The following is a 26,336-nucleotide window of genomic DNA, read 5'->3' as shown; positions in this document are numbered from 1 at the left end:
GTATTTTAATTGAATATCAAAAGAGGTCTTATAGTTTAAAAATAAATGCCCTTTCAGAAAGCAAAGATAATTTAAACAATGAATGTAAAAATTTAAGTCAAAAACTAACTAATATTGAACAAGATATTGAAAAATTCTGTAAAGAGAAAGAGAAAATACTGAAGCTTATCAACAATATTAATTAAAAGAGCCTTAATAATCAAAGAAAATTAAAAAAATTGTATAAACATAATTAATATTTAATCATGTTCCCCCTCATATTCCAAATACCCCAACTCCCCGATTTAAAATCCCAAAAATACATCTCCCAATACGGCCAAGGAGTACGTCAAAAAGTCCTCAGCAGTCAAAAAGACTTCTTACTTCTCCTCAGCGATATTGGTAAAGTGTATAACCTCACCTTTTCCATTCGCTATCGCTACACACCTGGTTTACCCTTCGATAAACGACTTGGTATTTACTTGGTCGTCAGTCAATCAGAACCTATTTCACCAGATACCGAAACTCAAATTGCTGAAGATATTAAAAAAATTATCACCGATGGATTTCTCAACCAATTTTATAAAATCGAATTACAATCACAAGTTCCCCAACTGCAAAATCTCAATTGGGTAGACTGTATTGGTGAAGCAATAAAACACGAAGAAATTATCAGCACCCGTCCCAAAGATTCCTTAGCATCACTCAATACAAAAGGACTACCAAATTATTATGTACCACTGCAATTAGAAGCAGATGAAGCTAACGATATGTTAGTAGTTTGTCAAGTAATTTCTCGCTTCAATAGTCCCCTCATGCTAGAGATTACTTTTCAACCAGATACTACTACCTTACAAGAAAAATCGAGTTGGATTAACGCCCTAGATCAAATGTTATCCCAACTGCGACAAGCTAGTAGTGGTTCTAGTTTGAGTTCTGCTAGGGAAGGAGACAGAAACGCACAATTAGTTTCTCGTATTTATGAGAAATATCAATCTTCCTACCTGACAGAAAGTTTATTTCGTTATAGTTTCAAAGTTTTGGGTAAAAATGAGTTAGCAGTTCGCAGCGTTTTAGGAACATTATTATTAAGTGGAACGAAAAAAAGCCGCTACCGCACAGTAATTCTCACTCCTAATCATCCCACATTTGCAGCCAGTCTTGCAGCTACCCAATCAGGAAAACTTTCCACCGCTACCCACTGGGAAGAATGGGATAGAGGACTGGGAGAAGCAGAATTTGGTGGTGACTCTATCACAGGTAAAGGTAGTGTGCGCGTTTTAGATTTAAAACCTTTACACCGTTATGCGACATTAAATGAAATTAGCGGTTTATTTCGGATAGTCGTTCCCAGTGATGCACCTGTAGCGGGAATTAGTCAAGAAAATGATATTACCAGTTTAGAACAAGATAAACAATGGATTGATTTTGGTGGTTATGAAACCAGTCGAGGTGAAGAAAATAAAATCCAAATAGAATTAAAACAACTGAATAAACACGCTTTTATTTGTGGTGTTCCTGGAAGTGGAAAAACCACCACAGCTTTTAATTTACTCACTCAGTTATGGAGTCATAAAATTCCGTTTTTAGTCTTTGAACCTGCAAAAACTGAATATCGTTCACTGTTAGCTATCAATCCTAATCTGAGTAAATTTACTCGTGCTGATATAGAATTTCTCAAATCTCTAAAAATTCTCACCCAAGAATTACGAGTTTACACTTTAGGAAATGATTTAATTTCCCCTTTCCGTTTTAATCCCTTTGAAGTCTCCGCAGGTGTACCTTTTTATGAACACATTTCTAATTTAGAAGCATCTTTTCGTGGTGCTTTACCCCTTTCTGGTCCCTTACCTGCTTTACTTTCCGAAGCATTGGAAGAAATATATTATGACCGGGAATGGACGGGAAGCGAAGAAGGAACACCAGAAAATTTACCAATTCCTACCATGCGGGATTTATATGAAAAAATCACCGCTTTATTTGAAACTAAAGATTACGCAGGTGAGGTAAAATCTAACCTGAAAACTGCTTTAGAAGTGAGAATTGGTAGTTTATTAAAACGTGGTGTAGGTGCAATGTTAAATACTCAACGCAGTAGTCCCACAATTGCTGATTTATTGAAATATCCCACAATTTTAGAGTTAGATTATTTGAACCAAGACCAAGCGAATTTAATGACTTTCTTTTTACTAACGAAAATTCGGGAATATATCAAACGTCAACGTACAGAAAAAGATGGAAATCCTGAACATATTCTCTTATTAGAAGAAGCACATAATTTAGTCGGGAGAAATTTAGGTACTTCTTCCGCTGAAGATGCAAATACAAAACAAGAAGCCGCAAATTATGTTACAAGAATGTTAGCAGAAATGCGGGCATTAAGAGAATCTATTATTATTGCTGACCAATTACCCACAGGAGTAGCAGCAGAGGTTGTCAAAAATACAAATGTGAAAATTGCCCATCGTTTGGTGTCAGCAGATGATAGAAAAGATATTGGTCAAGCAATGCTTTTAGACCAATCACAAATGGAAGAAATTGCGCGTTTGCAACCCGGTGAATCTTTCTTATATATGGAAGGTTGGTATCGTCCCCACCCGGTAAAAATTCCTTATGAAAATAGTGCTAAAGAGAAGTTAGGGGTAGAAAGTTCGATTACTAATGATAAAATTAAAGATGTGATTAAATCCCGTTCTTGGTATATTAAAGGTCAGGAAACTTTACTAAGCACTGCTTTACAAGAATATCAACGTTTATATAAAGAACATAATCAAAGTTTAACTGATATTCGGGAGGAATTACAGGAAGTTTCCCAAGGTTGTACAGAATTACAACTGTTATTATCAAATTTAAAACAGGAAATTTTTTATCGGTTAGCTGGAGAGTTACGTTTTGATTTAAACCCCGTTCCTGATGAATTATCACTGCAAATAGATAGACGAATTGATGCGAATAATATTCGCAGTTTGAAATATTTGCAACTTGCTGCTAATTTAACTTTAACTGATTTGGTAGAATTACAATCTTTGGTAAATCTGAAATTAGGAATATTTGACGAATATTATCAAAAGGTATTGGATACAAATAACCGTATTCGTCGTAGTCATTATCAACAACTTTGGCAAAAATTATCTCGTCAGATGCAAACTATTCAACAACAGATTCTCAATTTAGCACAGGTTTTAGATAGAGAATCACAAGTTACGGATATTCAAAAATTAAAAGAAAATCTTGATTATGAACAAAGACGTATTACTGATATTGAGGAATCAGGTTTAAAAGATAATTTGAAGCGTCTGCAAAATGAAAAACAAGAATTACAGGAGAAGTTAACGGGAGTTTTGAGTTTAGCTATTCAACAAGCGAAAATCAATAAGGTTAAACATGATTTACAAATAGGAGTAAAATAACTAGGAATAAATTTTATTATCCTAACCATTCTTCTCTAGAAACACCCGCTTGTCGTAACAACCTTGATAACAAACCCACACTAATATCACCCTCATGAGGATTAGGAATAATTACAGTTACATCACTGCGTCGCATTTGTGGATGTCTCCCTCCAGCATAAGGTCCTTCAAACCCCAATTCACGCAAACGTTTTACCAAATTATTCCAAGAAACAGGTGTTAATCTAGGCATTTTATTTTATACTAAATTTTATACTAGCTGTGTAATTTGATTTAAATTAATATCCTCAATCACGGGAATATCTAACCCTAAACGCAAACGCAAAGCTAACCAATCACTTAAAGCTTCTCTTAGTTCACGCTGACAACCTGACAATGTTTTATAATTTGCCCATACTCCCTGTAAACCGGGAATTTCACCCCAATAAGTACCATCATCTTCAATAATTTCATAAACCGCTAATTCCATTGCTTTATCAATATAAGTTGCCAGCATTTTTACTATTTCCTTGTTGTTTTATTTGAGTAAAATTATTATTTTTGTAACTTTGACAATCGTATTATAACATAATATATAATCAGAAGAATGTAATCGGGAGAAAATTATTTTGGATATAGCAGTTAAAAATCTGGTTTTATCTTACGAGACTTTAGCAAATCAGGCTATAAAGTTCAATCATGCTTATTTACAACTATTAAAAATATATGAAGAACTAATTTTAGCACCAGACTGGTTTTCTGAATTAGAAAAGTCTGGAAGTTCAACATTAAAAACTGTTACTTCCATGCAAGAAGAACAAGAAATAATTGTATCAAAATTTCAGGAATTATCACAATTAATTGCTAAAGCACAATTACATTTTACTGTTAATGCTGAAGCGGAAACATTGAAAAATATTGCCCATGATTGCCAAATAATGATAGATTTTGTAAATAGCATAGATTTGGCAGATTTACAAGATATGATTATTAAAATCAATAAATAATTGAGGTTAAGAATTATGTCACAAGAATATAGCGATCGCCAGGATTTAGAAAGAGAAGTTAAAGACTATGGTAAACAAATTGAAACTCTCGGAGAATCGCAAAAAGAGTATCAGGAAGACATAGAAAGTTTACAAGAAAAATTGAAGATGCTCAAAAGTCATAAAGGAGTTTATGCAAATTCAGATAACAAAATTATTGCTACTGTAGAAGCGGCAATTCAAACTCGTGAAACTAATGTTGAGGAGTGTAAAGAAAAAATTGGTGAAGTTAAAACACAAATGGATGGTAAGTTAGAGAATCTGAAAAAACGCATCAAATCACAAGAACAGCGTATTGAAAAAATGGAAAATTTGCTTGATTCTCTTAACCATAAAAATGATCATATAGTTAATAATATTAAAATTGAAATCCAAAATGGTCAAGATGATTTAGATGACGCACAAGATAAGTCTGGTGATTTTCTAAAGATTATTCAAATTGCTGGTGGTTTAGCTACTAGTGTTGGACTAGCTGCACAAGGTATTGCTCAATTACTAAGCAGTTTACAATCAATAGGATTATTTAAGTAAGTAAAAAGTTGATACTGAAAAACAAGATACCTAAATTCTCTAAGAATTAGCATGAAAATATAAATTGATTTGCAAATCCCAGCATATCACCAGCCGATAGTTACCTCCTAAAACACATTACCATACACTACAATTCACCGTGAATAAAGTGCAATAAAAAATCCAGCAGCTAAGATATACTATTTTATCAAGTAAAGATTTTTTAAAGGTGCAAATAATTATGTCCAAACTTTTTGCTGTTGTTGTGGCCACTGTTCCAAACTACTACGAATACAAAAAAGAACATCCAGAACATGATCAAGACCAACTGGCATGGTTTCAGGAACAATATGCCAAGGGAATTCTGCTTTGTTGTGGGCCATTTGTACCTCATGATGGCACAGGATTATGGGTAATCAAAGCAGAAAATGTTGAAGAAGCCCACAAAATAGTTAATACTAGTCCTCGTGTGCGAGATGGAATGTTAGCCGACTCAGCGAGAGTAGTAGAGTGGAATGTACATATAGGGAGCGATCGCTTGACCCAGGAATAATTAATTTTGTTTCTTGTGCAAATTACAGACAATAATTTTTTTGCATCAATTGTTCTACTAGGGTGATAACAGCTTCAGCCACAGATTCCGTCTGTGTAGGGTTTACATTCACCATAGGAGGACGATTTTTTTCATCTATATATCCCAGAGCAAAGAAAACATCTTCGTCATTCCAAGCGCCAGGACAGTCAGTGTGGGTTAGACCAATAATCATTGGAATTTGCATTCGCTGATTCATAAAATGAATAATTTTACGTGCTTGCCGGAATTCACCAGGACGGTGGGCTGCTATCAGTAAAATATAAGCATGAGCTTTGCGAATTAAAATATCCCACATAAAATCAAAGCGAGATTGACCTGGTGTTCCATAAAGGTGTAAAGCCATCTCTGGACCAAATTGCAACCGACCAAAATCAAATGCAACAGTAGTTTTTTGTTTCAATAATGCTGTTTCATCAGTTGCACGGGTATCTGTATCTACAACTTCAATTTCACTGACAGAACGGATGAAAGTAGATTTACCTGCTCCTACTGTTCCCGTCACAACCAAGCGCATAATTTCCATATATTTTTCTCAAACAATCTCTTAGATATTAAGTTCAATTCATATCAAGTCCGGCTTATCACTGAGGATATAAATTATGGGTTAGTAATTGTTATTTACCAATTACCAGCACTCACAGGTATGATCATTGGTGTCTGTGACGAACAACAAAGCTGACAACCGAACATGATATAAGTTATCAATCAAAACAAAACTGATTTGATTTCAGCGATTACACGCTTAATTTCTAACATCAAAATTCCTTGTTTAGCGGTTTCATTAGCTAAAACTAGTAACACAGCATCTTCACCACAACCAGTCAGAATCCCAAAGCCTTTATTGCCTTCTACAAAGATACGCTCAACTGTGCCTCTAGCTAATTCCATACCTATGCGTTCGCCTAAAGATAGCATGGATGCTGACATTGCTGATACTCTTTCTTCATCCATCGAACCTGGTAAGCTTGTAGCTAAAGGTAAACCATCAGGTGTCACAAGGGCTGCTCCTTGAACATCAGTAGTTGCAGTTACAAAGTTCTGCAAAATCAGTCCCAGTTTTTCCGTGTTAATTGCCATTTGAGAATTCTCTATTAATATTAGCGTGTGTGGAAGATTGGCAGAGAATCAGGAATTCTCAACCTAGATGTAAGCAACATCTATTTGTTACTCAAAAGAAGTGAATTCAAACACATCATAAGTACCACCTCTGAGTACAGATTCAGTTTGTACTCCCCTTAATCGTTTACCAATTAGTTGCTCAATAGCACCCCAAACTGCACCCATCGTAAAAGTACACTTGCGGGGTGAATTTAGTGGTTCACCAGCAGAACAAAAGGTTTCAGAAGTATAGACTTTGATGATGTCACCTTCAGCGACAATTTTTTCTATTATGCATAAACGAGTACCTTCTTTACCTAAAGCCACTCTTAATTTATTTGCGGCTTCATCTAATGACATTGAACTTCCGGCTAAACCTAATTCCTCAGCTAACTTTTTCCCCCTACTACGACCGGCTGTAGTGAGAGCAATGGCTGTGGCTTTTTCTCCTAAAGCTTCTTCCATGCCTGTAATAGCGGACTTAAAGCAGACAATACTATTAAAATCACCTAATTCTTTGCGGAAAACTGACATAATTTAAATCTCCAGGTATATGCACTAAATTTTGGATATTGTGAACAAGTATTTTGTGAAATTGAACTTAGTTTTAAAGATAAATAATGATTGTGCAGAAGTTGTGGACATTTATCTTTTTTAAGCTCTGATTCATACCAATGTAGATGTGGTATTTATACAGGCACACTATTTGATGAGTGATACCTTATGTTGTCCTCTTGTAAAAACAGGTAAGAGTTAAACCAGTGTGATGTTAAGAGATGAGAAACATCAGAGAAAAGCAGATATATAATTTTGCCAAAATCAAATCGGATGTTGATGCTGAAAAATTAGCGGTAGAGTCCTGGTATGTTGGATTTAAAGCTAAATTAAATTCTGTTTTTGAGAAATCCAACCAGGCTCTTGAGAAAAGATTGACTGACTGTACCTCTTTCTTGTTTGTTCGACTCAAATTGTATGTCAAGCATGGTTGATTCTAACTCACATAGCTGATCTGCTGCTTCTAAAATAATGGGAACTTCTTCTACTAGACCAACAACTATAAGTCGAAATGCGGCTTGTTGGATCTTTTCTACAGGTACATCCAACTGTTGAGCGATCGCTGTAATTGAAACTGTGCCTTTAGTGAATTCCCAGATTTGCCATTCTAGTGGATTTAAGGGTAGTTGAGGCTTGTCATCAATTTTGCTGACTAAAGCACAAGTTGGATCTGGTAATTTCTCTTCCAGCATTTTCCAATTACGTAATACCCTTAAACCTTTGAGTATGACTTCTTTGGGTTTAGCAGTCAGACCTGTCATTTCTGAAGTAGGTATAGGCGTTTTATGGTCAAACTGAAACACTCCATCTTGCAATTCAAATAGGTTACAAACTTGATTAAGCACTTGATAACTAAATAACATTTTTAATTGTTGTACTTCCAATACTCCTTGTAATTTGAGACATAAACCTGTGGGTTGATTAGTTGCACAGACATCTGTAATTCGAGCCGCAGCACGCGCACTGAGCCAACCTTGCTGTTGGATGATGGATAATAAACCCTGTCCATCCAATCTATTAGCAGCAGCAACAATCAGTCCTTGTTTAAACCAAATGTGAAAAATTGGGTCTTGCAGAGATGAGTTAGGTAAGTGTGATTTAATGGTTAGTCTTCCTGTTTTATTTCCTTGCTCTAGTAGCTGAAAGATTTCTGGTAGAGAAAGTTCAGAGAGGAATCCTGAAATCGCCATAGTTTACCCTTTGTGAAGTCGCATATTCAATAATATAGAAATATAGAAATAAAGTGTGTAAAACTTGTGTAAAATATATACTTAAGTGCAGTAAAAAACAGGTGTTATAGATTATAAGTATACTTACTGGAAGTACCGTCAGCATGGGTTGGAAATTTTGAGATGGCGTGTTAGTCTACTGGAAGCCATAATTCCTAGATGTTACAAGCCACAGGATTGCTCCCTGGTGTCAATGGAAAATAGTGCAACTGCGGTACGCAAATGTCCAAACTCCAAAATCGGATGACTTTCCCGAATTCTCTAAAAATTAGCCGATCTCAGACTTGTGATTTACAGCATTAAGGGAGTTATAAGATAGAAGAAGTACTATCGCCCTCACCAGCAGCAAATGACATCAACTTTGTTGAAATTACCGCGCCTCAATGCCCCCACAGTGAGTACTCTACCCAACGGTTTAACTGTCATCGCCGAGCAAATGCCAGTAGAAGCAGTTAACCTGAATGTATGGGTAAAAATTGGTTCTGCTGTGGAGTCAGATGCTATTAATGGCATGGCTCACTTTTTAGAACATATTGTTTTTAAAGGAACAGAAAGACTAAGCAGTGGGGAGTTTGAACGTCGGATTGAAGAGCGTGGTGCTGTGACTAATGCGGCAACTAGTCAAGACTATACACATTATTATATTACAACCGCACCTAAAGACTTTGCAGAATTAGCACCACTGCAAATAGATGTTGTTTGTAATCCCAGTATTCCTAATGATGCTTTTGAGAGAGAAAGGTTAGTAGTTTTAGAAGAAATCAGACGTTCAGAAGATAATCCCCGCCGACGTATTTATCGGCGCACAATGGAAACTGCTTTTGATGTTTTACCGTATCGTCGTCCGGTACTCGGTCCTGAAACAGTAATTTCCCAGGTTACACCCCAGCAAATGCGAGATTTTCATCACACCTGGTATCAACCATCTTCCATAACTGCGGTTGCAGTAGGTAATTTACCAGTTGAAGAATTAATAGAAATTGTAGCTGAGGGATTTAATCAACACAGTCATCAATCAACATTTAATCATCCCCAATTAACAGTTAGCTCCGAACCGGCATTTACAGAAATTGTCCGTCGGGAATTTATTGACGAAAGTCTACAACAAGCCCGGATCATCATGCTGTGGCGAGTACCTGGACTGATGGAATTACATGAAACATACTCTTTAGATGTGTTAGCAGGTGTTCTGGGACATGGACGCACATCCAGATTAGTCAATGATTTACGAGAAGAAAGAGGACTTGTGTCTTCAATTTCTGTCAGTAACATGAACCATCTGTTGCAAGGAGTATTTTCTATTTCCGCTAAATGTGAAGTGGAAGATTTAGCAGCAGTAGAAACAGCAATAATTGAACATTTGCAAATACTACAAACAGAATTAGTCAAAGAATCAGAAATTACCCGTGTACAAAGACGAGTCGCAAATCGGTTTATATTTGGCAACGAGACACCAAGCGATCGCTCTGGATTGTATGGTTATTATCAATCTTTAATAGGTGACTTAGAACCAGCTTTTAATTATCCCCAATATATCCAAGCACAAGATGCAAATGATTTAATCCAAGCTGCACAAAAATATCTTTCTCCCAATGCTTATGGTGTAGTGGTGATCAAACCAGCTTAGTCATGAGTCATTAGTCTTTGGTAATCTATTCTTGTAAGATTTTTGTACATTATTCAGGTATTATCGAGATTCCCCCATTCGGCTTATCTGTTGGTTTACACACACACCTACCCGTAACTTAAATTCTGGTCTAATAGCCAAAGTAAACTAAAGTTGACTAAAAAATTTTCAGGTTATTTAGTCATCTTTAGAGGATGTTTGAAAAATCTCTGATGGTGTATCAAAGATTTTCAGATCCCCCTAAATCTCCCTTAAAAAGGGGGACTTTGAATCTAGTTTCCCCCTTAATAAGGGGGGTTAGGGGGGATCTAGAAGTGTTGAAAATAACCTCTCAAACTTTTAAAACAACCTCTTAGATGACTTTAGCTATTAGCAAGGAAATATATTTACTTGCGGGCTATCGGTTTTACGTTAAATTGACACTGGTGAGAATTGCGCTTTAGCCCTACAACAGACAACTGACAAATAAAAAAACTATGATTTGGCAAGAAATTGATAACCATATTAGCCAAGTAACTAACCAGAAATTTAAAACTTCCCAATATTCCTCTGTCAGTGGTGGATGTATTAACCAAGGTTATGCAATTAGTAATGGTAAATCAACCTATTTTGTCAAACTTAACCAAGCGTCTCAAGGAGAGATGTTTGCAGCAGAAATGCTTGGGTTACAACAGATGTATAACACCAAAACTATCCGCGTTCCTCAACCTTTATGTTGGGGAACTACTGGCAATTCTAGTTATATAGTTTTGGAATGGCTAGAAATGACCGATGGTAATAGCAACTCTTGGCAAAAAATGGGGCGTAACTTAGCAGCAATGCACAAAACCATTAGTAACCAAGGGTTTGGCTGGAACATGAATAATACTATCGGTTCAATACCCCAAATTAATACTTGGAAATCTGATTGGATAGAATTCTATACTCAACACCGTTTAGGTTATCAATTTCAATTAGCAAAGCGACGGGGAGGAAGTTTTCCTCTCGAAAATAAATTATTAACAGCTATTCCAGAATTATTAGCAGATCATCAAGTTCAACCTTCCTTAGTACATGGTGATTTATGGGGAGGAAATGCAGGATTTACTATTGATGGTGAACCAGTGATTTTTGATCCAGCTACTTATTTTGGTGATAGAGAAGTTGATATTGCTATGACAGAATTATTTGGTGGTTTTCCGGTAGCTTTTTATCAAGGCTATGAAGAGGAATTTCCATTAGAACATGGTTATGAACAACGCAAAACTCTTTATAATCTCTATCATATTTTAAATCATTTTAATTTGTTTGGTGGTAGTTATGCTTCCCAAGCAAATGGAATGATTGAGAGAATTTTGAAAAATGTCTGAAATGTCAGGTTTCAGCGGTAACAATAGTTTAATCTTTAACTACACCCCAATCCTATAATCTTTTTATTTACTGAATGTGAAATACTATCAATTACAAACCAACGTTTTACCTAATAACTACTTGCATGATTTGTGGGGAGAAATCCAAGCTAGTCCTTACTTTGCTGTCAACAATCTCAACCGCGACTTTATCAACACTAAAGGATTTTCTGTAGTTTTTCAACGTCAAGGATTAACAACAGTTGCACAAAAGTTTCCCTTTTTTAAACCTTATTTAGATTTAGCACTCCAGCCAAACTGTAATGCTTTTTATCTCAATCCCTTACTTTTAAAAGAAGGTTCTCGTGTTGATCCACACATAGATCGCTCTCTGCGTTCTTACTGCAAAACCATTGAACCTCCTCTTCTTGTTAGTGTTCTCTATGTGCGAGTACCAGAAAACATGGAGGGGGGAGAATTAGTGCTAAAATCGCCTAAACGCCAAGTTGGACAAGTTAAACCTCAAAGCAATACTCTGGTTTACTTTCAAGGTGATTTAACCCATTCTGTGAATGCAGTCAAAACTCCCGGAAATCGCTTAAGTTTAGTTTGTGAGCAGTATAATTTAACTGAGGATGAACTTGAAGAAATTCCAGTATTTACCTTAGAATCAAGAGCTAGTCAATCTGCTAATAAAAAACGAAAGTATGGGTACTAAGTATATTGCATCTTACCAGTCATAAAAACAATGCTGTTAAACAACCGTTATCAAGTCATCCGCACCCTGGGATCTGGTGGGTTTGGTGAAACATTTCTCGCTCAAGATACCAATATGCCATCACAGCGCCTCTGTGTGGTCAAACAGTTAAAACCTATTCAAAATAATCCTCAGATTTATCAATTAGTAAAAGAAAGATTCCAAAGAGAAGCAGCTATTTTAGAAACACTTGGTAGTGCATCGGATCAAATTCCCGCTTTATATGCTTATTTCTCTACTGGGGGAGAGTTTTACTTAGTGCAGGAGTGGATAGAAGGAGATACTTTAACAGCGAAAATGCAAAAACAGGGATTATTTACTGCCAGTGCAATTGAAGAATTACTAGTGAATATATTACCTGTTTTAGAGTATGTTCATGGTCAACATATAGTACATCGTGACATTAAACCAGATAACATAATTTTGCGCCATAGTAATGGTAAACCAGTCTTAATTGATTTTGGTGCAGTCCGAGAATCTATGGGAACGGCGTTAAATTCTCAAGGAAATCCTACGAGTTCAATTGTGATTGGTACACCGGGATTTATGCCCAGTGAACAAGCAGCAGGAAGACCTGTTTATGCCAGTGATTTATATAGTTTAGGTTTAACGGCAATTTATCTATTAACTGGTAAACAACCACAACAATTAGAAACAGATCCGCACACAGCGGAAATAGTTTGGCGACATTTTGCCAGTCATATTCATCCTCATTTAGCAGGAGTAATTGATAAAGCTATAGCTTATCATCCACGGGAACGTTTTGCATCTGCTAGAGAAATGTTGAATGCGTTGCAAATAAAGTCAGTTAGTAATAGTCAATCACCAGTTACTCAAACAATAATTGCTCCTCCACTGCAAAATACAGTTACAGTTAATCCAGGTAATACCATTCCTCCAGAAAATCAGAATAATAAAAAAGCAGGAATGATTCTACCTAGTCTTATCGCTAGTAGTTTGATTGGTGGTTCTATTATTATTGGGTTTGCTATTAATAAACCATCTCCATCTGTTAAATCTGAAAATAACACAAACACAACTGTATCTTCCACTAAAGATTCAGTAGAATCTTCATCACCAAATCAGGAAGATAAAAACACAGAATCATCTAAAAATACTTCATCTCAATTTACTGACACAACACAGACTCAAATTAATCGCAAATTACCAGATAAATCTGTAGTCAATAATTCATATTTTGTAGCTGATTCTGCCTTTAAAGATTTACCAACTGCTACTCAACAAGTTAGAACTTTACAAGTTAGAGGTTATTCTCAAGCTGGGATATTTTGGATACCAGATTATCCAAATCTATCAGGAAAGCTTTTATATGAAGTATATGCTAGTCGGTTTAGCGATCGCACTAATTGTATAAACTTCCTAAAAACCTATGGACAAGTTAATTCAGATGCTTATTGTGCGCTTGCTAGTAAAGACGCTAATACATCACCTGATCGGGTATATTTCAAGGAAATTTTTAAGATTTCCATATCTGAAGCATCACCAGTAAATACTAAAAATAGTAATACTAATAATTATTTCTGGCTTTCTCAAAGACCAGTTACAGAACCAGATTTAGTAGGTAAAAGTGGTTATGAATTGGATATTATGAGAAATACAATTTTTGCAGTTCATGGACGCAGGTTTGATACTCCTGGTTTGCAAGATTACTTTAATCAAAAATCTTGGTATAATCCCCAATATTCACCAAAGCAATTTCCTGTTAGGTTGCTGTCAAAATTAGAAATTGAAAATGCAGAATTTATTAATCAATATCAAGAAAGATATAATTTGAGGCATTTCTAAAAATAATTATTTTTCCAATTTACTGTAGGGGTTTAGCACTGCTATATATTTTATTCTACTTAAAAAATATCTTTTCGCTTTTGCAAACCCAAAGTTATCAACAAATAAACCATCGCGTGTAATAATAGAATTCCCCAATTTACACTTAAATTTCCCCAGGTTGTATCATAGACAGATGTGGGTTCAAAAGGTTGAGGAACTATGCTACCATCTGGTAATTTAACTGCTTCTGGAACTAAAGCATTAACATTTAATATTGTCCCATAAGCACCAACAGACCAGCGACTAATTGTTAACCATGATATAAGTTTACTGACAATACCTTCAGTTTTAAACAACACTCCTGAAAAAATGATTTGCGGTAAAATCAACAGCGGTAAAGCACTATTAGCTTGACTGCTATTTTTGACAATTGCCGAAACTAATAAACCTAAACTAAAACTAGCAAATAAAGTCAAAAAGCTAGTGATTAATAATCCCATATTCCAGGATATCAATTCAGGATTAGGAGATTTAAAACCAATCAGAATCACAATTAAAATTAGTATAGTTTGTAATAATGCTAAACCTGATAAAATTGCAATTTTAGAACCCAGATAAGCAAATAAACCTAAATTCACTAATCTTTCTCGTAAATAAATAGCAGATTCTTTGACTATTTCTTGCAAAGAACTAGAAAAGCCTACCCATAAACCAGCACAGGTAAATACAAACAAAACACGCAAAGCTAAAGATGCTAAAGCGGGATCTGATTCATCCCCTACTACAAAAGGTGTTTTATCTTTCATCGCTAAAGTGATGAGAATAATACCAATAGGAGCAGTTAAAAGAGCTAAAGCAAGATTGATTTTATCTCGTAAAATTAATTGACCAGAACGTTGAGTTAATAACAGCCATTGTTGCCAAAATGAAATTCCTTTCTGTTTTGGTGGTATTGCTATTGATGGTGGTTGTATTCCTGAATTTAATTGATTAGCGATATATTTTTGATAATAACTAGATTGACGAAATCTATGCACACATTTTATTGCCTCTTGTTCATCTTCTAACTTAATATAAATATCCGCAAAATCTTTAACTTGGAAAAATTGCAAAGCGTCTTGAGGAGTACCAAAATAACAAAGTTTTCCACCTATGCCTAAAAATACAATTCTATCGCACGCTGTAATATTTGCCGTTGCATGAGTCACTAAAATAACTGTTCTTCCACCCTGATGCGCTAACTCTTTTAATAACTGCATCATCTGTTTATCCAAACCTGGATCAAGTCCTGAAGTTGGTTCATCTAAAAAGAATAATTTGGGATCTGCTAATAATTCTACCCCGATACTTACTCTTTTTCTTTGTCCACCACTAAGATCACTAATTAAAGCGTGACGACGATGACTCATTTTAATTGCTGCTAATGCTTGTTCTACAACTTGCTGTAAATTAATATCAGGAGGTAAACGCAACTTTGCAGCATAAGTCAGAACTTCAGCAACTGTTAATTCTCGATGAATAATATCATCTTGGGGAACATAACCAATTTGAGTCCGGTACAAATTAAAGTTTTTTTGTAAATCTTCACCATTCAAATAAACTATTCCTTGAGTAGTTTTTTCAATTCCTAACAGCGTCCGCATTAAAGTAGATTTACCAGCACCACTTCCTCCCACCAAAGCTACAAATTGTCCTGGTTCAATAGCAAAAGATAAATCATCTATTCTGCGTTTACCATTTGTTTCCAAAATCAAATTATGTGCTTCTAACCGGATGTGAGTACCTTGGTCTAATATTTCTAAATTATCATCACGTAAAACTAAAGTATAAGGTCCAATGCGAATTTGTGAACCATTAGTTAAAGTGGCTTTTCCAATCACTTGTTGACCATTAACAAAAACCCCGTTAGTGCTGTAATCCTGTAAAATATAACGTCCTTGATGATCACTATCAATAATGGCATGACGACGGGAAATTGTGGGCGCATCTAAATATAAATTTGCTGTTGGATCACGTCCGATTAAAACAGACTTTTGGTTTAAATAAATACTCTGTTTATTGGGTGTAGTAATACCCTGAGATGTTGCAGGATTAAAATATCTAATTTGAATCAGTTGCTGGGGATTTTGGGAAATATGAATCTCTGCACCATTTGTTAACAAATAACCTTGAGTAGCAGTAATCAAGGAATGATTAATATAAAGTTTATTACTACTAGGTTTTTGACCATCACCATCATAAATTCGATATTCTGTACCTTCCTTGCGTAACACAGCTTGCACACGAGAAACCAGTTCCCAGTCTTGAGGAACAACCAAGTCTGCGAGATTGGGTTCACGTCCCAAAATGTGCTGTGGTTTCCGTAAGTTTAAGTGTAAAATTTTGCCTTGATTGTTTAATTCTAGGTAAGGATCTATACCTAAAACCGTGGGATGCTGTCCTGGTTGGTATGACATAGACATTTTGTAATAAAAAGTAATTTAAATTACGGTGTCCTGAGAGAAGATTGAGAATATTTTACGTATAAAATGTTGATAACATCTAGAAATAAATGAAAATTTTACCTAAATTAGCGAAAAGTCAACAAAAGTGAACTGTTATGACTCAGACACTAGTAAATAATCGTTATCAGGTGTTGCGGATACTGGGTAGTGGGGGATTTGGGAAAACATTTTTAGCAGAAGATACCCAAATGCCTTCTAATAAAAGGTGTGTGATTAAACAACTCATCCCAGTGGTGAACAATCCCCAGGTATACCAACTGGTGCAAGAACGGTTTCAGCAAGAAGCGGCCATTTTAGAAGAATTAGGCGATCGCAATAGTCAAATACCCCGGTTATATGCTTATTTTTGTGAAGGTGGAGAATTTTATTTAGTTCAAGAATATATTGAAGGGCAAACTTTAAGCGAGAAATTAAAACAGCAAGGGGTTTTTCATGAAATTACAGTTAAGGAAATATTAATCAACATCCTGCAAATTCTCGAATATGTTCACAGTAAAGGCATAGTTCATCGAGACATTAAACCAGATAATATCATTTTGCGTTTTTCTGACGGCAAACCAGTATTAATAGATTTTGGTGCTGTCAAAGTCACCATGAATACAGAAATGAGTCCTTCTGGAAATTCTACTCAGTCTATTGTGATTGGTACACCGGGATTTATGCCGATGGAACAAACAGTAGGAAGACCTGTATTTTCTAGTGATTTGTATAGTTTAGGATTAACAGCAATTTATTTACTTACAGGTAAAATCCCCCAAGAGTTACCAACCGATCCAACTATGGGTAACATTTTGTGGCGACATTTTGCACCCTATTTAAATGTTACTTTTGGGGATATTTTAGACAAAGCTATTGCTTATCATCCGCGCGATCGCTATTCAAATGCTAGGGAAATGTTGACCGCTTTACAAACTCTTACCAATCCCGTTGCACCCACTGTACCCATTCCCCAATCTACACCTACAGTTATTGCTGCACCTGTAACACCAGCTTATGTTCCACCAGTAACAGTCACATCTCCCCCAACTTCACAACCATCCCATCAACCACATCTTCCAACCCAATATCCAGTTCCTGCTGCTAATAATTTAGGAACTTGGCAACAAGCTGTAATTATTGGTGGTGTAATTGGAACATTTCTAGTAGCTGGTTTATGGGTATTAGGAATAGTTAATAAACCACAACAAACAGTTAGTAATAACACATCACAACCAACCAATTCTCCCTCAGAGAATACAAATACTACCCCCCAAAATACGGCAAATACTCCTACTATTACACCAGAATCATCAACTCCAGAACCCATACAATCAAGAACAACTGCTTATATTTCACAAGAAGCAGCTATAGCACTATTAGAAAGATGGTTAGCAGCTAAAAGAGAAATATTTGCTCCTCCTTATAATAAAGAATTGGGAGCGCAATTGTTAACAGGTTCAGTCTATACAAAATTTATTACCAAAACAGATGATCCTGACGGTTGTATTGCCAGAGGTAACAATGAAGATGATTGTCTTAGTTCTGTAGATTGGTTGAGAAGAAACGGAGCTTATTGGGTATATGGTGTACAAAAGATCCAAGCGGTAAATGATTTTGTTTCCAGTGGCAGTAATGCAACAATTGTAGTCGTAGTTACAGAACAACGCACACTTTATAGTAGTCGTGGAAGTGTAGATAAAACACAATCAGGTCTTTTTACATCAACAACTAGCTACGATTTACAATATGAAAATGGAGACATCAAAATATCTAATTATAAATAAATTTTCACTTTAAAAACAATCTCAACGAAAGTATGGAAGGAATAATAATTGATGATATGTCAAATATCGACAATTATATTCCTCCTACATTGATTAAGCCAGTAAACTATTTAGCACCAAGGTGTATTTTTGTGGAACAACAATCACAAGGTAATTCAGAAATCCGCGATTATAAAATAGCTGAACTAGAAGCAAAATTAAACAATGCTAATCAAATTATTGCTCAATTACAACAACAGAATATTGAACTCAAAAAATATATCGAACATTTAGAAAATGATGAAGTTCAAAGAAAATCACAAATTAAAACTCAACAATCTACTCGACAACATATCAACTCATCTGGTTACAGAAAAATTATCCGTAAATCTCGACTTACTCAACTATCTGAGTGGCAATTTTATGGACTTACTTCTTTGGTAGTAATTTCCATACTTGTGTTATTTTGGATGAGTACATTATTTAATAATCGTAACAATAATCAACCAATCAAAAATACCCAAAAATCATCTAATCAACAATCTAAATCTCAAACATTACCAACTGTATCTGAACCACAAACTAATATTCCTATTGATCGGAATCCTATTTTACCAAACACTCAAAGCTCTAGTTTACAATTAGAAAATTATAAACAAATTATTTATAATGTAATTAATCCACCTAATTTTCAGGAAAGCCAAAAATTAGAAAAAATCATCCAAGATTTAACTAGATTAGCTAACAGTAAAAACTTACCAGTAGAAAATTTATCAATCACCTTAATAGATGTAAATAAACAAACTATATCTGGATACAAACAAAAGACACCTCGTTATCCTGCTAGTGTTGTGAAATTGTTTTGGATGGTAGTTCTAGAAGCTCAAATAAACTCAGGGTTGATTCAACCAGAGTCTCAACTTGATGCTGATTTAAATGAAATGATTCTAAAATCAGATAATAATGCAGCGAGTAGAATAATAGATCGTATTACTAATGCTCAATCTCTCAAACAAAAACTAGGAAAAGAGGGATTTTCTGAGTGGAAACAACAGCGTGAAAGTATTAACGTTTTTTTTAAAAAAGCTAACTATCAAGATATTAATATCAGTCAAAAAACATTTCCCATCACCTATTTACAAATTAATGAACCTCAAGGAACAGACTTGCAAATACGTGGAGATAATCCCCAAAAACCAATTAGAAATAAAATCACCACATTCCATGCAGCAAGACTAATGTATGAAATTCTGACAGGACAAGCAGTAGGAAAAGAATATAGTCAAAAAATGTTGGTTTTACTAACCAGAGATTTACGTCCAGAAGTTTGGAAATTAAATCCACCAAATCCAGATGAATTTAATCCAGTAGAAAACTTTTTAGGTGAAGGTTTAGCTAATGAAAAAGTGCAATTTGCATCCAAAGCAGGTTGGACAACGAGTTCTCGACAAGAAGTAGCGTATGTAGCTACTCCAGATGGTAAAACTCGTTACATCCTAGCAATATTTGGTGATGATCCAGCCTATAGTAAAAGCAGAACAATTTTTCCAGAAATGTCTAAATTTGTTTTTGATCGGATGACAGACTCTAACCGTTAATCATCACGACAGCATATAACGCCATTATGAACGAGGGCGGCAAAGCATTAGCGTATATGCTAAGTGAAAAGCTGATTTCTGCAAAATCGTAAATCACTAGGAAACATCCCATCGCTACATCGTCAGAGTATCTGGTATACATTGGGAAAGGATCTCGCGTGTAACGTTTCATGACCACAAAACTGTTAAACAACCGCTATCAAGTTATTCAGGTACTGGGTGCAGGTGGCTTTGGGGAAACCTCTCTCGCAGAAGATACCCATCTACCATCCCGTCGTCGCTTTGTCATTAAAGAACTAAAACCAATTAACCATGATCCAGCAACCTCTACACTAATTCAACAAAGATTTGAAAGAGAAGCCGCTATCTTGGAAAATTTAGGAGAAACCAGCGATCAAATCCCCAAACTTTACGCTTATTTCCCTGAAAACGGTAAATTTTACCTTGTACAAGAATGGATTGAAGGCCATACCCTCACCAACATTATCCAATCACAAGGCAAATTAAACGAAACTATAGTTAGAGAAATTCTTGTCAGTTTGCTGTCGGTTTTAGATTATGTCCACAGCAAAGGCATCATTCATCGAGATATAAAACCAGATAATATCATCCTACGCTCCCACGATAACAAACCAGTTTTAATTGATTTCGGTGCAGTTAAAGAAACTATCCGTACCGTCATTAATCCTTCAGGCAATCCCATACAATCAATAGTCATAGGTACACCTGGGTATATGCCTAGTGAACAAGCCATCGGTCGCCCAGTATATGCTACTGATATTTATAGTTTAGGCTTAACGGCGATTTATTTACTTACAGGTAAACAACCCCAAGAATTAGAAACTCACCCCCAAACAGGACAAATACTTTGGCAGCAATACGCAACAGGAATATCACCAGAAATGGTGCAGATCCTCACTCAAGCTATTGAACCACGTCCGAGCGATCGCTACACCACAGCCAGTAAAATGCTCTATGCTTTAAAATCTGGTTATAATTCTGGTAATACTAACTACATATCTTCCCATTCTCCCGCCACCAGTGCCACAGTTAGCCTTAGTCCCCCTCCTCCTACCAGCTACCCAAACCAACCCATATCTTCACCTGCCAAAACTCCAGTTATCAGAGAAATTAATAATTCTCCTAACTGGCAAAAACCCGCTTTTATTGTTGGTGGCTTGGTTATGGGTATTCTTGGTGCAGTAACATTATCCAACCCTCAGCAACAATCTTCAGCCCCAATTGCTACCAACTCTACTGTCACAAATCAAACCGAAACCCCCACAGTTTTACCGACAAATTCCCCAATTACACAGGAAATTCCCTCAACACCAGTAACTACACCAACTCTCCCAATTCAACAAGAAATTACTTCTAACCCCATACCAGAAACTAATTCTTCTGAGGTATTGACACCACCACCCGTTGATGAACCTGTAATTGAAGATACTCCTACTCCCACACCCGAACCAGAAATACAACAACAGCAACCCCAACCAGAAGTAGTTCCCTCAGTTGAAGCATATTCCGAGGAGAAGAAAAAACCAGATCAGAAAAAAAAGAAATTACCAGAGCAATTAGCTACCAACATTAGGCAAAGTGTACCAGCATTTCCTACAGGCACATCAAGAAGCAATGTAGAAGCAACACTAGGTAAACCAAAAAAAGATTTAAGGGGATTATGGCCTAATACCCGTGCGGTTATATATGAAGTAGTACCCGATAAAATAGACCTGGGTTATTTATTTGACCGTGACACTGGTAGACTCAGACAAACAGAAGTCGGTTTTGCGGGAACTGTAGATCATCAAATCATGCAAACAACCTTAAATGGTTTATTATCTGGACAAGCTACAGCAGAAATTCAACAAGGACTTCAACAAATTCAACAGCGTCAAACAGACAATTTTACTTTTAGGAAAGGTGCAATTAAAGGTCAAATAATTCGACAAAACTGCGATTCTATTTACATCAGTATTTGGGATGCTGACTTACATGATTTTGTTGATCCTGCCAGTGCTAAACAGTGTTAAACCAATTAAAAATTACCAATAAAAAAGGAGTCTATTTCAGACTCCCTAATTAAGTAATTCAGTAATCAAATAATCCATAATTTACATAATTACGAATTACGAATTACGAATTACGAATTACGAATTACGAATTACGAATTAGTAATTACTTGATGCTTACAGTACCACCAGCTTCTGCGATGCGCTTCTTGATATCTTCAGCAGCGTCCTTAGCTACACCTTCTTTAATTGGCTTAGGAGCAGCTTCTACTAGGTCTTTAGCTTCCTTCAGACCCAAACCGGTGATTTCACGAACAATCTTCAGAACTGCAATCTTCTTATCAGCAGGTACAGCTTCCAGAATTGCGTCAAATTCGGTCTTCTCTTCAACAGCTTCAGCAGCAGCAGCAGGAGCAGCCGCCATCATCATCATTCCACCAGCAGGAGCAGCAGCACTGACACCAAAAGCTTCTTCAATTTGCTTAACTAATTCTGAAGCTTCTAACAAGGTCAAGGATTTTAATTGTTCTAAAATTTGATCGGTTGCAGCAGACATGGATATAACTCCTAAAAAATTTTGATTTGTTGTTTGTTGGTTGTCATCAGTTATTAGCCATTAGTCATTAATTATTAGTTTTAACTAACAGCATTCAACTAATGAAAAAGTTTTATTCAGCCGCAGCTTCAGCACCGTCTTTGTCTTTATCAGCGACAGCCTGAATAGAGCGAGCCAAAGAACTGGGAACTTCGTTGATACCCACAGCAACTTTGGTAGCCAAGGCGTTGATAGCTCCAGCAATTTGCGCCATGAGTTGTTCCTTAGATGGCAAGTCTCCTAATGCCTTGACATCTTTTTCTTGCAGCAGGCGACCTTCCATCACACCGCCACGAAGTTCTGTCTTCTTGGTGGCTTTTTGGAATTCTTGGTAAGCCTTAATTGCTGAAGAGAAATCTTCTTTTACTAGCAAAAAGGCTGAAGAGCCTTTCAGCAGTTCTGACATTGGCTGCCATTTTTCATCTTCCTGAATGGCGATGCCCATAAAGGTGTTTTTAGTCACCTTACAAACTGTGCCACTAGGACGCAAACGCCGCCTTAAGTCAGTGATTTCAGAAACTGTTAGACCTTGGTAATCAATTACCAATGCTAAAGTTGACTCACTCAAAGTCCCTTTCAGGTCAGCTACTATTTCTTTCTTGTTTTCTAACGTTCGACCCATTCTCTTTTCACCTCCAAGGGCAAAATCATATTAGTGGTCAGTGGGAAAAGGCAAAAGGTAAAAGGCAAAAGGTTAATTTTCCCAGTCCCCAGTCACCTGTCACCTGTTTTCTGACCTGCCGAAAACAATAAACCCCAGCTATCTTTGCCGGGGTTTCACAGTAGTAGTTTTAATGCTGTCGTTCTCACACCTTTACTGAGAAAACTTCAGTCACTTAAAATTACAACCTCGGCAGGATATTTAAGCTATTAGCACCTGCTGTCTCCGGCTTGATTAAATTTTGGATTTTGGATTTTGGATTTTGGATTTGAAATTAAAGGTTGATAATGAAGCAAAAAATTCAATTCCCTATCTACCGATTCTCAATCTAAAACCTCAAATCTCAAATCTCAAATTATGCAGCGTCAGTCAGTTTTAAATCTCTTAGGGCGCTGATATCGACTTTAATCGCAGGACCCATTGTGGCAGAGACGTAGAATGTACGCCAATAACGGCCTTTTGCTCCTGAAGGACGGTTACGGTCAATTGTCTCTTGTAAAGCTTTGAGGTTGACTAACAAATCTTCAGGGTTGAAGGATGCCTTACCAAACATAACATGGACAATACCAGTTCGATCAGCACGGAATTCTAATTTACCAGCTTTGAATTCTGCGATCGCACTAGCAATATCAAATGTCACTGTACCACCTTTGGGTGATGGCATCAATCCACGGGGACCTAGCAACTTACCCAGCTTTGCCACCTGTGGCATCACATCAGGAGTAGCAATTAGCTTGTCGAAGTCCATCATGCCTTTTTGGATTTCGTCAATCAGTTCTTCCGAACCAGCTATGTCAGCACCTGCATTAGTAGCTTCTGTTACCTTTTCACCTCTAGCGATAACTGCTACCCGGACTATTTGGCCTGTACCTTTAGGCAGTGCTACTGTTGTCCGCAACTGTTGGTCTGTATACTTGGGGTCAATTCCTAACCGAATATGTGCTTCTGCGGCTTCGGGGAATTTAGCTGTTGCTGTCTCTTTTAACAGATTTAACGCTTCTAAGGGAGCGTAATCCCGATCTTCTACCTTGTCTAACAACGCCTGCAAACGGCGTGATACTTTCTTTCCCATTTTTTGCTCCTGGGGTGATCTCGAAGTTTTTCACCTCTCCCCCGATATAATTTTGGATTTTAGATTTTGGATTTTAGATTTTGGATTTTGTTATTGGTCAGTTGCTAGATGGCAGTTTTAATTTTGCTTATTTACTGTCACCTGTCATCTGTTCCCTATCACCTAATCCTGTCACCTAATCTTTAACCGTTACACCCATGTTTTTGGCTGTTCCTTCCACAATATTCATCGCTGCTTCGATGTCGTTAGCGTTGAGATCAGGAAGTTTGGTTTGGGCAATTTCTCTTAACTGCGCTCTGGTAATGCTACCAACTTTCTTTTTGTTGGGTTCATTTGAGCCTCTTTCAATTTTCGCTGCCTTGCGAATCAAAACTGATGCTGGGGGTGTTTTGAGTACAAATGTAAAACTCCGGTCTTCAAAAACCGAGATTTCTACGGGGATAACCATTCCAGCTTGGTCTGCTGTTTTGGCGTTGTACTCTTTGCAGAACATCATGATGTTAACGCCATGTTGACCCAATGCTGGGCCTACTGGCGGTGCTGGGTTGGCTTTTCCAGCATTCAGGGCCAGTTTAATGACCGCTACTACTTTCTTCGCCATTTGGATTTAGCTCTGTTTTTCTACCTGATTAAATTCCAATTCTACTGGTGTATCTCGTCCGAAAATCGAGAGTAGAGCTTTAAGCTTACTCCTTTCTGGCGAAACTTCAATCACCTCGCCTTCAAAATCTTTAAACGGACCCGAAAGCACCATTATCTTATCACCTGTAGCCATATCAATTTTGACTACTGGCTCTTGTTCACTGGTTTGTTTGAATATGCGTTCTACTTCTGAGTTACTCAGGGGTACTGGCTTGACGTGACCGCGACCACGGCCGCTGCCACGTTTTTGTTCTGCGCCCACAAAGTTAATTACATGGGTAGTGTTGCGTACTACCTGCCAGGTTTCGTCATTCATCATCATTCGCACTAACACATACCCAGGAAAAACTTTTTCCTCGGTATGCTGGCGGCTGCCATTTTTACGGATTTTTACCGCTGGCGTGTGGGGAATTTCCACCTGAATTATTTTGTCAGCTACATCAAATGTTTGAATGCGCTGCTCTAAGTTTGTCTTCACACGCTTCTCACAACCAGAGGCTACTTGCACTGCATACCAGCGGGCTTCTTTTATCGCTGCTTCTAGTGCTTCCTCTGACTGCAAAGCATCCCGTGGTTCGTCTGTTGCAGAAGTCATCAGAATACCTGTTTTGCTGCCCAAGCAAACAATCCATCGACCAAATATATCAAAGACGCGGAGAGAGTTACCATTAATAACACAGCTGCTGATTCGCTCACCAACTGCTTCCGACTGGGCCAAACTACTTTATCAAGTTCTTCTTTTGTTCCTTGGAAGAAGTTGTTTAAGCTAAACCCATTTTCGGTTTCTGGCATTTCTGCTTCGTTTTTTTTGGCCACGGTCGTCATACCCCCCGTTTCTCACATAGCTAGACCTTGTTATTTTGCACCAAGGTTTACAACTTCAACCCGTTAAATAAAAACAAGAAAGCTGTAAGTAAAAAATAATTATACCCGAAATAAATAACGCTGGCTGCGAGTTTTGCAGATGCGTTTTTGTTTCGGGCTATATTTTTGGCTTTTGAGCGCGCCCTGGAGGACTTGAACCCCCGACATCAGGTTTTGGAGACCTGCGTTCTACCAACTGAACTAAGAGCGCACAAGCTGTCCTTGTTTCAGTGATTGCGCTGAACTTTCTCTAGTCTAACACAATTCTTTTGAGATTGTAACTTAATTTTTGCAAATTAGCAAGTTAGCAATAAGCAAATCAGCGGCAGATGCCGCTTTTAGCTTGGAATTCCTGTTCTCCATGACTAGGAGAAAGCAAATCACAGAGCGCGGTCAAACCGTTGCTTAATCCGGGTGGCTTTGCCAGACAACCCACGTAAATAGTAGAGTTTAGCACGTCTTACCTTACCACGACGCAAGACTTTGATGCTGTCAATGCGGGGAGAGTGCAACAAAAACACACGCTCAACGCCTACACCTTGAAAAACTCGGCGGACGGTGATTGTTTCATTAATTCCACCATTACGTTTACCGATGACCACTCCTTCATAGGGTTGGACACGGAATTTATCGCCTTCCTTAATTTTGACTCCGACGCGGACTGTATCACCCACATAGATAGCGGGTAGATCGGATTTAATATGTTCCGCTTCGATAGAACGAATAATTTCTTGAGCGTTCATAA

At 37.0% G+C, this 26,336-nt stretch carries 26 protein-coding genes, 1 tRNA gene and 1 other annotated feature; of the genes, 12 read left to right on the top strand and 15 right to left on the bottom strand.

All coding sequences use genetic code 11. The features are described 5' to 3' along the window. Both A0J48_RS26890 and A0J48_RS10830 read left to right on the top strand, forming a co-directional pair. The coding region (locus A0J48_RS26890) for a hypothetical protein (RefSeq protein WP_234300843.1) at window positions 1-185 on the top strand (185 nt) is incomplete at its 5' end. A gap of 60 nt (window positions 186-245) precedes the next feature. After that, window positions 246-3,389 carry an ATP-binding protein gene (locus tag A0J48_RS10830; RefSeq protein ID WP_200322960.1) on the top strand — a complete coding sequence of 1,048 codons (3,144 nt, stop codon included), beginning with the start codon at window positions 246-248 and terminating at the stop codon, window positions 3,387-3,389. Window positions 3,390-3,405: 16 nt separating this feature from the next. Here the strand turns inward: A0J48_RS10830 and A0J48_RS10825 are convergent, their stop codons facing one another. Together A0J48_RS10825 and A0J48_RS10820 are read right to left on the bottom strand one after the other, a co-directional pair. Beyond that, entirely contained in the window at window positions 3,406-3,621 is a 216-nt protein-coding gene (locus A0J48_RS10825; protein ID WP_200322959.1) for a type II toxin-antitoxin system HicA family toxin, read from the bottom strand. Window positions 3,622-3,639: 18 nt separating this feature from the next. Then, a complete protein-coding gene (locus A0J48_RS10820) occupies window positions 3,640-3,885 on the bottom strand; it encodes a type II toxin-antitoxin system HicB family antitoxin (protein ID WP_200322958.1) in 246 nt (81 codons plus the stop codon). Window positions 3,886-3,997: 112 nt separating this feature from the next. On the opposite strand from A0J48_RS10820, the gene A0J48_RS10815 reads away from it, so the two are divergent. The 3 genes from A0J48_RS10815 (at window position 3,998) to A0J48_RS10805 (ending at window position 5,477) form a co-directional block, all read left to right on the top strand. Then, window positions 3,998-4,375, top strand: a complete 378-nt coding sequence (locus A0J48_RS10815; RefSeq protein WP_200322957.1) for a hypothetical protein — start codon at window positions 3,998-4,000, stop codon at window positions 4,373-4,375. Between the two features lie 15 nt (window positions 4,376-4,390). Then, complete coding sequence (locus tag A0J48_RS10810) at window positions 4,391-4,945, top strand: hypothetical protein (protein WP_200322956.1); 555 nt, start codon at window positions 4,391-4,393, stop codon at window positions 4,943-4,945. A 220-nt stretch (window positions 4,946-5,165) separates the two neighbouring features. Further along, window positions 5,166-5,477, top strand: a complete 312-nt coding sequence (locus A0J48_RS10805; protein WP_200322954.1) for a YciI family protein — start codon at window positions 5,166-5,168, stop codon at window positions 5,475-5,477. Between the two features lie 22 nt (window positions 5,478-5,499). On the opposite strand, the gene A0J48_RS10800 is transcribed toward A0J48_RS10805, so the two are convergent. The 4 genes from A0J48_RS10800 to A0J48_RS10785 all read right to left on the bottom strand — a co-directional run bounded on the left by A0J48_RS10800 (window position 5,500) and on the right by A0J48_RS10785 (window position 8,362). Then, the gene (locus A0J48_RS10800) at window positions 5,500-6,042 is read right to left on the bottom strand and encodes a GTP-binding protein (protein ID WP_200322952.1); all 543 of its coding nucleotides are present in this window, start codon (window positions 6,040-6,042) and stop codon (window positions 5,500-5,502) included. Between the two features lie 182 nt (window positions 6,043-6,224). Further along, the gene (locus tag A0J48_RS10795; protein ID WP_200322950.1) at window positions 6,225-6,596 is read right to left on the bottom strand and encodes a roadblock/LC7 domain-containing protein; all 372 of its coding nucleotides are present in this window, start codon (window positions 6,594-6,596) and stop codon (window positions 6,225-6,227) included. 87 nt (window positions 6,597-6,683) lie between these two features. Beyond that, window positions 6,684-7,151, bottom strand: a complete 468-nt coding sequence (locus A0J48_RS10790) for a hydrocarbon-binding protein (protein WP_200322948.1) — start codon at window positions 7,149-7,151, stop codon at window positions 6,684-6,686. Window positions 7,152-7,501: 350 nt separating this feature from the next. After that, on the bottom strand, window positions 7,502-8,362 hold the full coding sequence (locus tag A0J48_RS10785) for a DUF4388 domain-containing protein (protein WP_200322947.1): 861 nt from the start codon (window positions 8,360-8,362) through the stop codon (window positions 7,502-7,504). A gap of 388 nt (window positions 8,363-8,750) precedes the next feature. On the opposite strand from A0J48_RS10785, the gene A0J48_RS10780 reads away from it, so the two are divergent. The 4 genes from A0J48_RS10780 to A0J48_RS10765 all read left to right on the top strand — a co-directional run bounded on the left by A0J48_RS10780 (window position 8,751) and on the right by A0J48_RS10765 (window position 13,919). Then, complete coding sequence (locus A0J48_RS10780) at window positions 8,751-10,028, top strand: M16 family metallopeptidase (RefSeq protein ID WP_200322946.1); 1,278 nt, start codon at window positions 8,751-8,753, stop codon at window positions 10,026-10,028. A gap of 479 nt (window positions 10,029-10,507) precedes the next feature. Then, window positions 10,508-11,377, top strand: coding sequence for a fructosamine kinase family protein (locus A0J48_RS10775; RefSeq protein WP_200322964.1), 870 nt, complete (start codon window positions 10,508-10,510; stop codon window positions 11,375-11,377). A gap of 76 nt (window positions 11,378-11,453) precedes the next feature. After that, window positions 11,454-12,074: a 2OG-Fe(II) oxygenase gene (locus A0J48_RS10770; protein ID WP_200322945.1), complete on the top strand. Its 621-nt coding sequence runs from the start codon at window positions 11,454-11,456 to the stop codon at window positions 12,072-12,074. Window positions 12,075-12,104: 30 nt separating this feature from the next. After that, the gene (locus tag A0J48_RS10765) at window positions 12,105-13,919 is read left to right on the top strand and encodes a protein kinase domain-containing protein (RefSeq protein WP_200322944.1); all 1,815 of its coding nucleotides are present in this window, start codon (window positions 12,105-12,107) and stop codon (window positions 13,917-13,919) included. A 59-nt stretch (window positions 13,920-13,978) separates the two neighbouring features. Here A0J48_RS10765 and A0J48_RS10760 read toward each other — a convergent pair whose 3' ends face one another. After that, window positions 13,979-16,357, bottom strand: a complete 2,379-nt coding sequence (locus A0J48_RS10760; protein WP_411841128.1) for an ATP-binding cassette domain-containing protein — start codon at window positions 16,355-16,357, stop codon at window positions 13,979-13,981. A 143-nt stretch (window positions 16,358-16,500) separates the two neighbouring features. Between A0J48_RS10760 and A0J48_RS10755 the strand changes: the two genes are divergently transcribed. The 3 genes from A0J48_RS10755 to A0J48_RS10745 all read left to right on the top strand — a co-directional run bounded on the left by A0J48_RS10755 (window position 16,501) and on the right by A0J48_RS10745 (window position 21,778). Continuing rightward, window positions 16,501-18,168, top strand: coding sequence for a protein kinase domain-containing protein (locus tag A0J48_RS10755; RefSeq protein WP_200322941.1), 1,668 nt, complete (start codon window positions 16,501-16,503; stop codon window positions 18,166-18,168). Window positions 18,169-18,200: 32 nt separating this feature from the next. Continuing rightward, window positions 18,201-19,745 carry a serine hydrolase gene (locus A0J48_RS10750; RefSeq protein WP_234300841.1) on the top strand — a complete coding sequence of 515 codons (1,545 nt, stop codon included), beginning with the start codon at window positions 18,201-18,203 and terminating at the stop codon, window positions 19,743-19,745. Between the two features lie 170 nt (window positions 19,746-19,915). Continuing rightward, window positions 19,916-21,778 carry a serine/threonine-protein kinase gene (locus tag A0J48_RS10745; protein WP_200322940.1) on the top strand — a complete coding sequence of 621 codons (1,863 nt, stop codon included), beginning with the start codon at window positions 19,916-19,918 and terminating at the stop codon, window positions 21,776-21,778. Between the two features lie 145 nt (window positions 21,779-21,923). Here the strand turns inward: A0J48_RS10745 and rplL are convergent, their stop codons facing one another. From rplL to rplS, 8 genes are all read right to left on the bottom strand, one after another. Further along, window positions 21,924-22,313 (bottom strand): 50S ribosomal protein L7/L12, encoded by a 390-nt coding sequence (rplL, locus tag A0J48_RS10740; protein WP_200322938.1) that lies wholly within the window; start codon window positions 22,311-22,313, stop codon window positions 21,924-21,926. Between the two features lie 112 nt (window positions 22,314-22,425). After that, window positions 22,426-22,974: a 50S ribosomal protein L10 gene (gene rplJ / locus A0J48_RS10735; RefSeq protein ID WP_200322936.1), complete on the bottom strand. Its 549-nt coding sequence runs from the start codon at window positions 22,972-22,974 to the stop codon at window positions 22,426-22,428. A gap of 117 nt (window positions 22,975-23,091) precedes the next feature. Next, window positions 23,092-23,260, bottom strand: a sequence feature (ribosomal protein L10 leader region). 108 nt (window positions 23,261-23,368) lie between these two features. Beyond that, complete coding sequence (gene rplA / locus A0J48_RS10730; RefSeq protein ID WP_200322934.1) at window positions 23,369-24,085, bottom strand: 50S ribosomal protein L1; 717 nt, start codon at window positions 24,083-24,085, stop codon at window positions 23,369-23,371. Window positions 24,086-24,260: 175 nt separating this feature from the next. Next, window positions 24,261-24,686, bottom strand: coding sequence for a 50S ribosomal protein L11 (rplK, locus tag A0J48_RS10725; protein ID WP_200322932.1), 426 nt, complete (start codon window positions 24,684-24,686; stop codon window positions 24,261-24,263). Between the two features lie 6 nt (window positions 24,687-24,692). Continuing rightward, on the bottom strand, window positions 24,693-25,322 hold the full coding sequence (gene nusG, locus A0J48_RS10720) for a transcription termination/antitermination protein NusG (protein WP_200322930.1): 630 nt from the start codon (window positions 25,320-25,322) through the stop codon (window positions 24,693-24,695). Then, on the bottom strand, window positions 25,322-25,543 hold the full coding sequence (secE, locus tag A0J48_RS10715) for a preprotein translocase subunit SecE (RefSeq protein ID WP_200322962.1): 222 nt from the start codon (window positions 25,541-25,543) through the stop codon (window positions 25,322-25,324). Before secE ends, nusG begins: the two co-directional genes overlap by 1 nt. A gap of 186 nt (window positions 25,544-25,729) precedes the next feature. After that, window positions 25,730-25,802: transfer RNA gene (locus A0J48_RS10710), tRNA-Trp, on the bottom strand. A 169-nt stretch (window positions 25,803-25,971) separates the two neighbouring features. After that, window positions 25,972-26,334 carry a 50S ribosomal protein L19 gene (rplS, locus tag A0J48_RS10705; protein ID WP_200322928.1) on the bottom strand — a complete coding sequence of 121 codons (363 nt, stop codon included), beginning with the start codon at window positions 26,332-26,334 and terminating at the stop codon, window positions 25,972-25,974. Between the last annotated feature and the right edge of the window lie 2 nt (window positions 26,335-26,336).

The sequence above is a fragment of the Sphaerospermopsis aphanizomenoides BCCUSP55 genome (genome assembly GCF_001586785.1).
In the GTDB taxonomy this organism is placed as follows: Bacteria; Cyanobacteriota; Cyanobacteriia; order Cyanobacteriales; family Nostocaceae; genus Sphaerospermopsis_A; species Sphaerospermopsis_A aphanizomenoides_A.
Note: the sequence above shows the minus strand (reverse complement) of the source record. Positions and strands in the feature narration are given on the sequence as shown.

Bases quoted from the DNA above. Each gene is read 5' to 3' on its own strand.
- A0J48_RS10830 (WP_200322960.1), top strand. From the start codon at position 246: ATGTTCCCCCTCATATTCCAAATACCCCAACTCCCCGATTTAAAATCC.
- A0J48_RS10825 (WP_200322959.1), bottom strand. From the start codon at position 3,621: ATGCCTAGATTAACACCTGTTTCTTGGAATAATTTGGTAAAACGTTTG.
- A0J48_RS10820 (WP_200322958.1), bottom strand. From the start codon at position 3,885: ATGCTGGCAACTTATATTGATAAAGCAATGGAATTAGCGGTTTATGAA.
- A0J48_RS10810 (WP_200322956.1), top strand. From the start codon at position 4,391: ATGTCACAAGAATATAGCGATCGCCAGGATTTAGAAAGAGAAGTTAAA.
- A0J48_RS10805 (WP_200322954.1), top strand. From the start codon at position 5,166: ATGTCCAAACTTTTTGCTGTTGTTGTGGCCACTGTTCCAAACTACTAC.
- A0J48_RS10800 (WP_200322952.1), bottom strand. From the start codon at position 6,042: ATGGAAATTATGCGCTTGGTTGTGACGGGAACAGTAGGAGCAGGTAAA.
- A0J48_RS10795 (WP_200322950.1), bottom strand. From the start codon at position 6,596: ATGGCAATTAACACGGAAAAACTGGGACTGATTTTGCAGAACTTTGTA.
- A0J48_RS10790 (WP_200322948.1), bottom strand. From the start codon at position 7,151: ATGTCAGTTTTCCGCAAAGAATTAGGTGATTTTAATAGTATTGTCTGC.
- A0J48_RS10785 (WP_200322947.1), bottom strand. From the start codon at position 8,362: ATGGCGATTTCAGGATTCCTCTCTGAACTTTCTCTACCAGAAATCTTT.
- A0J48_RS10780 (WP_200322946.1), top strand. From the start codon at position 8,751: ATGACATCAACTTTGTTGAAATTACCGCGCCTCAATGCCCCCACAGTG.
- A0J48_RS10765 (WP_200322944.1), top strand. From the start codon at position 12,105: ATGCTGTTAAACAACCGTTATCAAGTCATCCGCACCCTGGGATCTGGT.
- A0J48_RS10760 (WP_411841128.1), bottom strand. From the start codon at position 16,357: ATGTCATACCAACCAGGACAGCATCCCACGGTTTTAGGTATAGATCCT.
- A0J48_RS10755 (WP_200322941.1), top strand. From the start codon at position 16,501: ATGACTCAGACACTAGTAAATAATCGTTATCAGGTGTTGCGGATACTG.
- A0J48_RS10750 (WP_234300841.1), top strand. From the start codon at position 18,201: ATGGAAGGAATAATAATTGATGATATGTCAAATATCGACAATTATATT.
- A0J48_RS10745 (WP_200322940.1), top strand. From the start codon at position 19,916: ATGACCACAAAACTGTTAAACAACCGCTATCAAGTTATTCAGGTACTG.
- rplL (WP_200322938.1), bottom strand. From the start codon at position 22,313: ATGTCTGCTGCAACCGATCAAATTTTAGAACAATTAAAATCCTTGACC.
- rplJ (WP_200322936.1), bottom strand. From the start codon at position 22,974: ATGGGTCGAACGTTAGAAAACAAGAAAGAAATAGTAGCTGACCTGAAA.
- rplA (WP_200322934.1), bottom strand. From the start codon at position 24,085: ATGGGAAAGAAAGTATCACGCCGTTTGCAGGCGTTGTTAGACAAGGTA.
- rplK (WP_200322932.1), bottom strand. From the start codon at position 24,686: ATGGCGAAGAAAGTAGTAGCGGTCATTAAACTGGCCCTGAATGCTGGA.
- nusG (WP_200322930.1), bottom strand. From the start codon at position 25,322: ATGACTTCTGCAACAGACGAACCACGGGATGCTTTGCAGTCAGAGGAA.
- rplS (WP_200322928.1), bottom strand. From the start codon at position 26,334: ATGAACGCTCAAGAAATTATTCGTTCTATCGAAGCGGAACATATTAAA.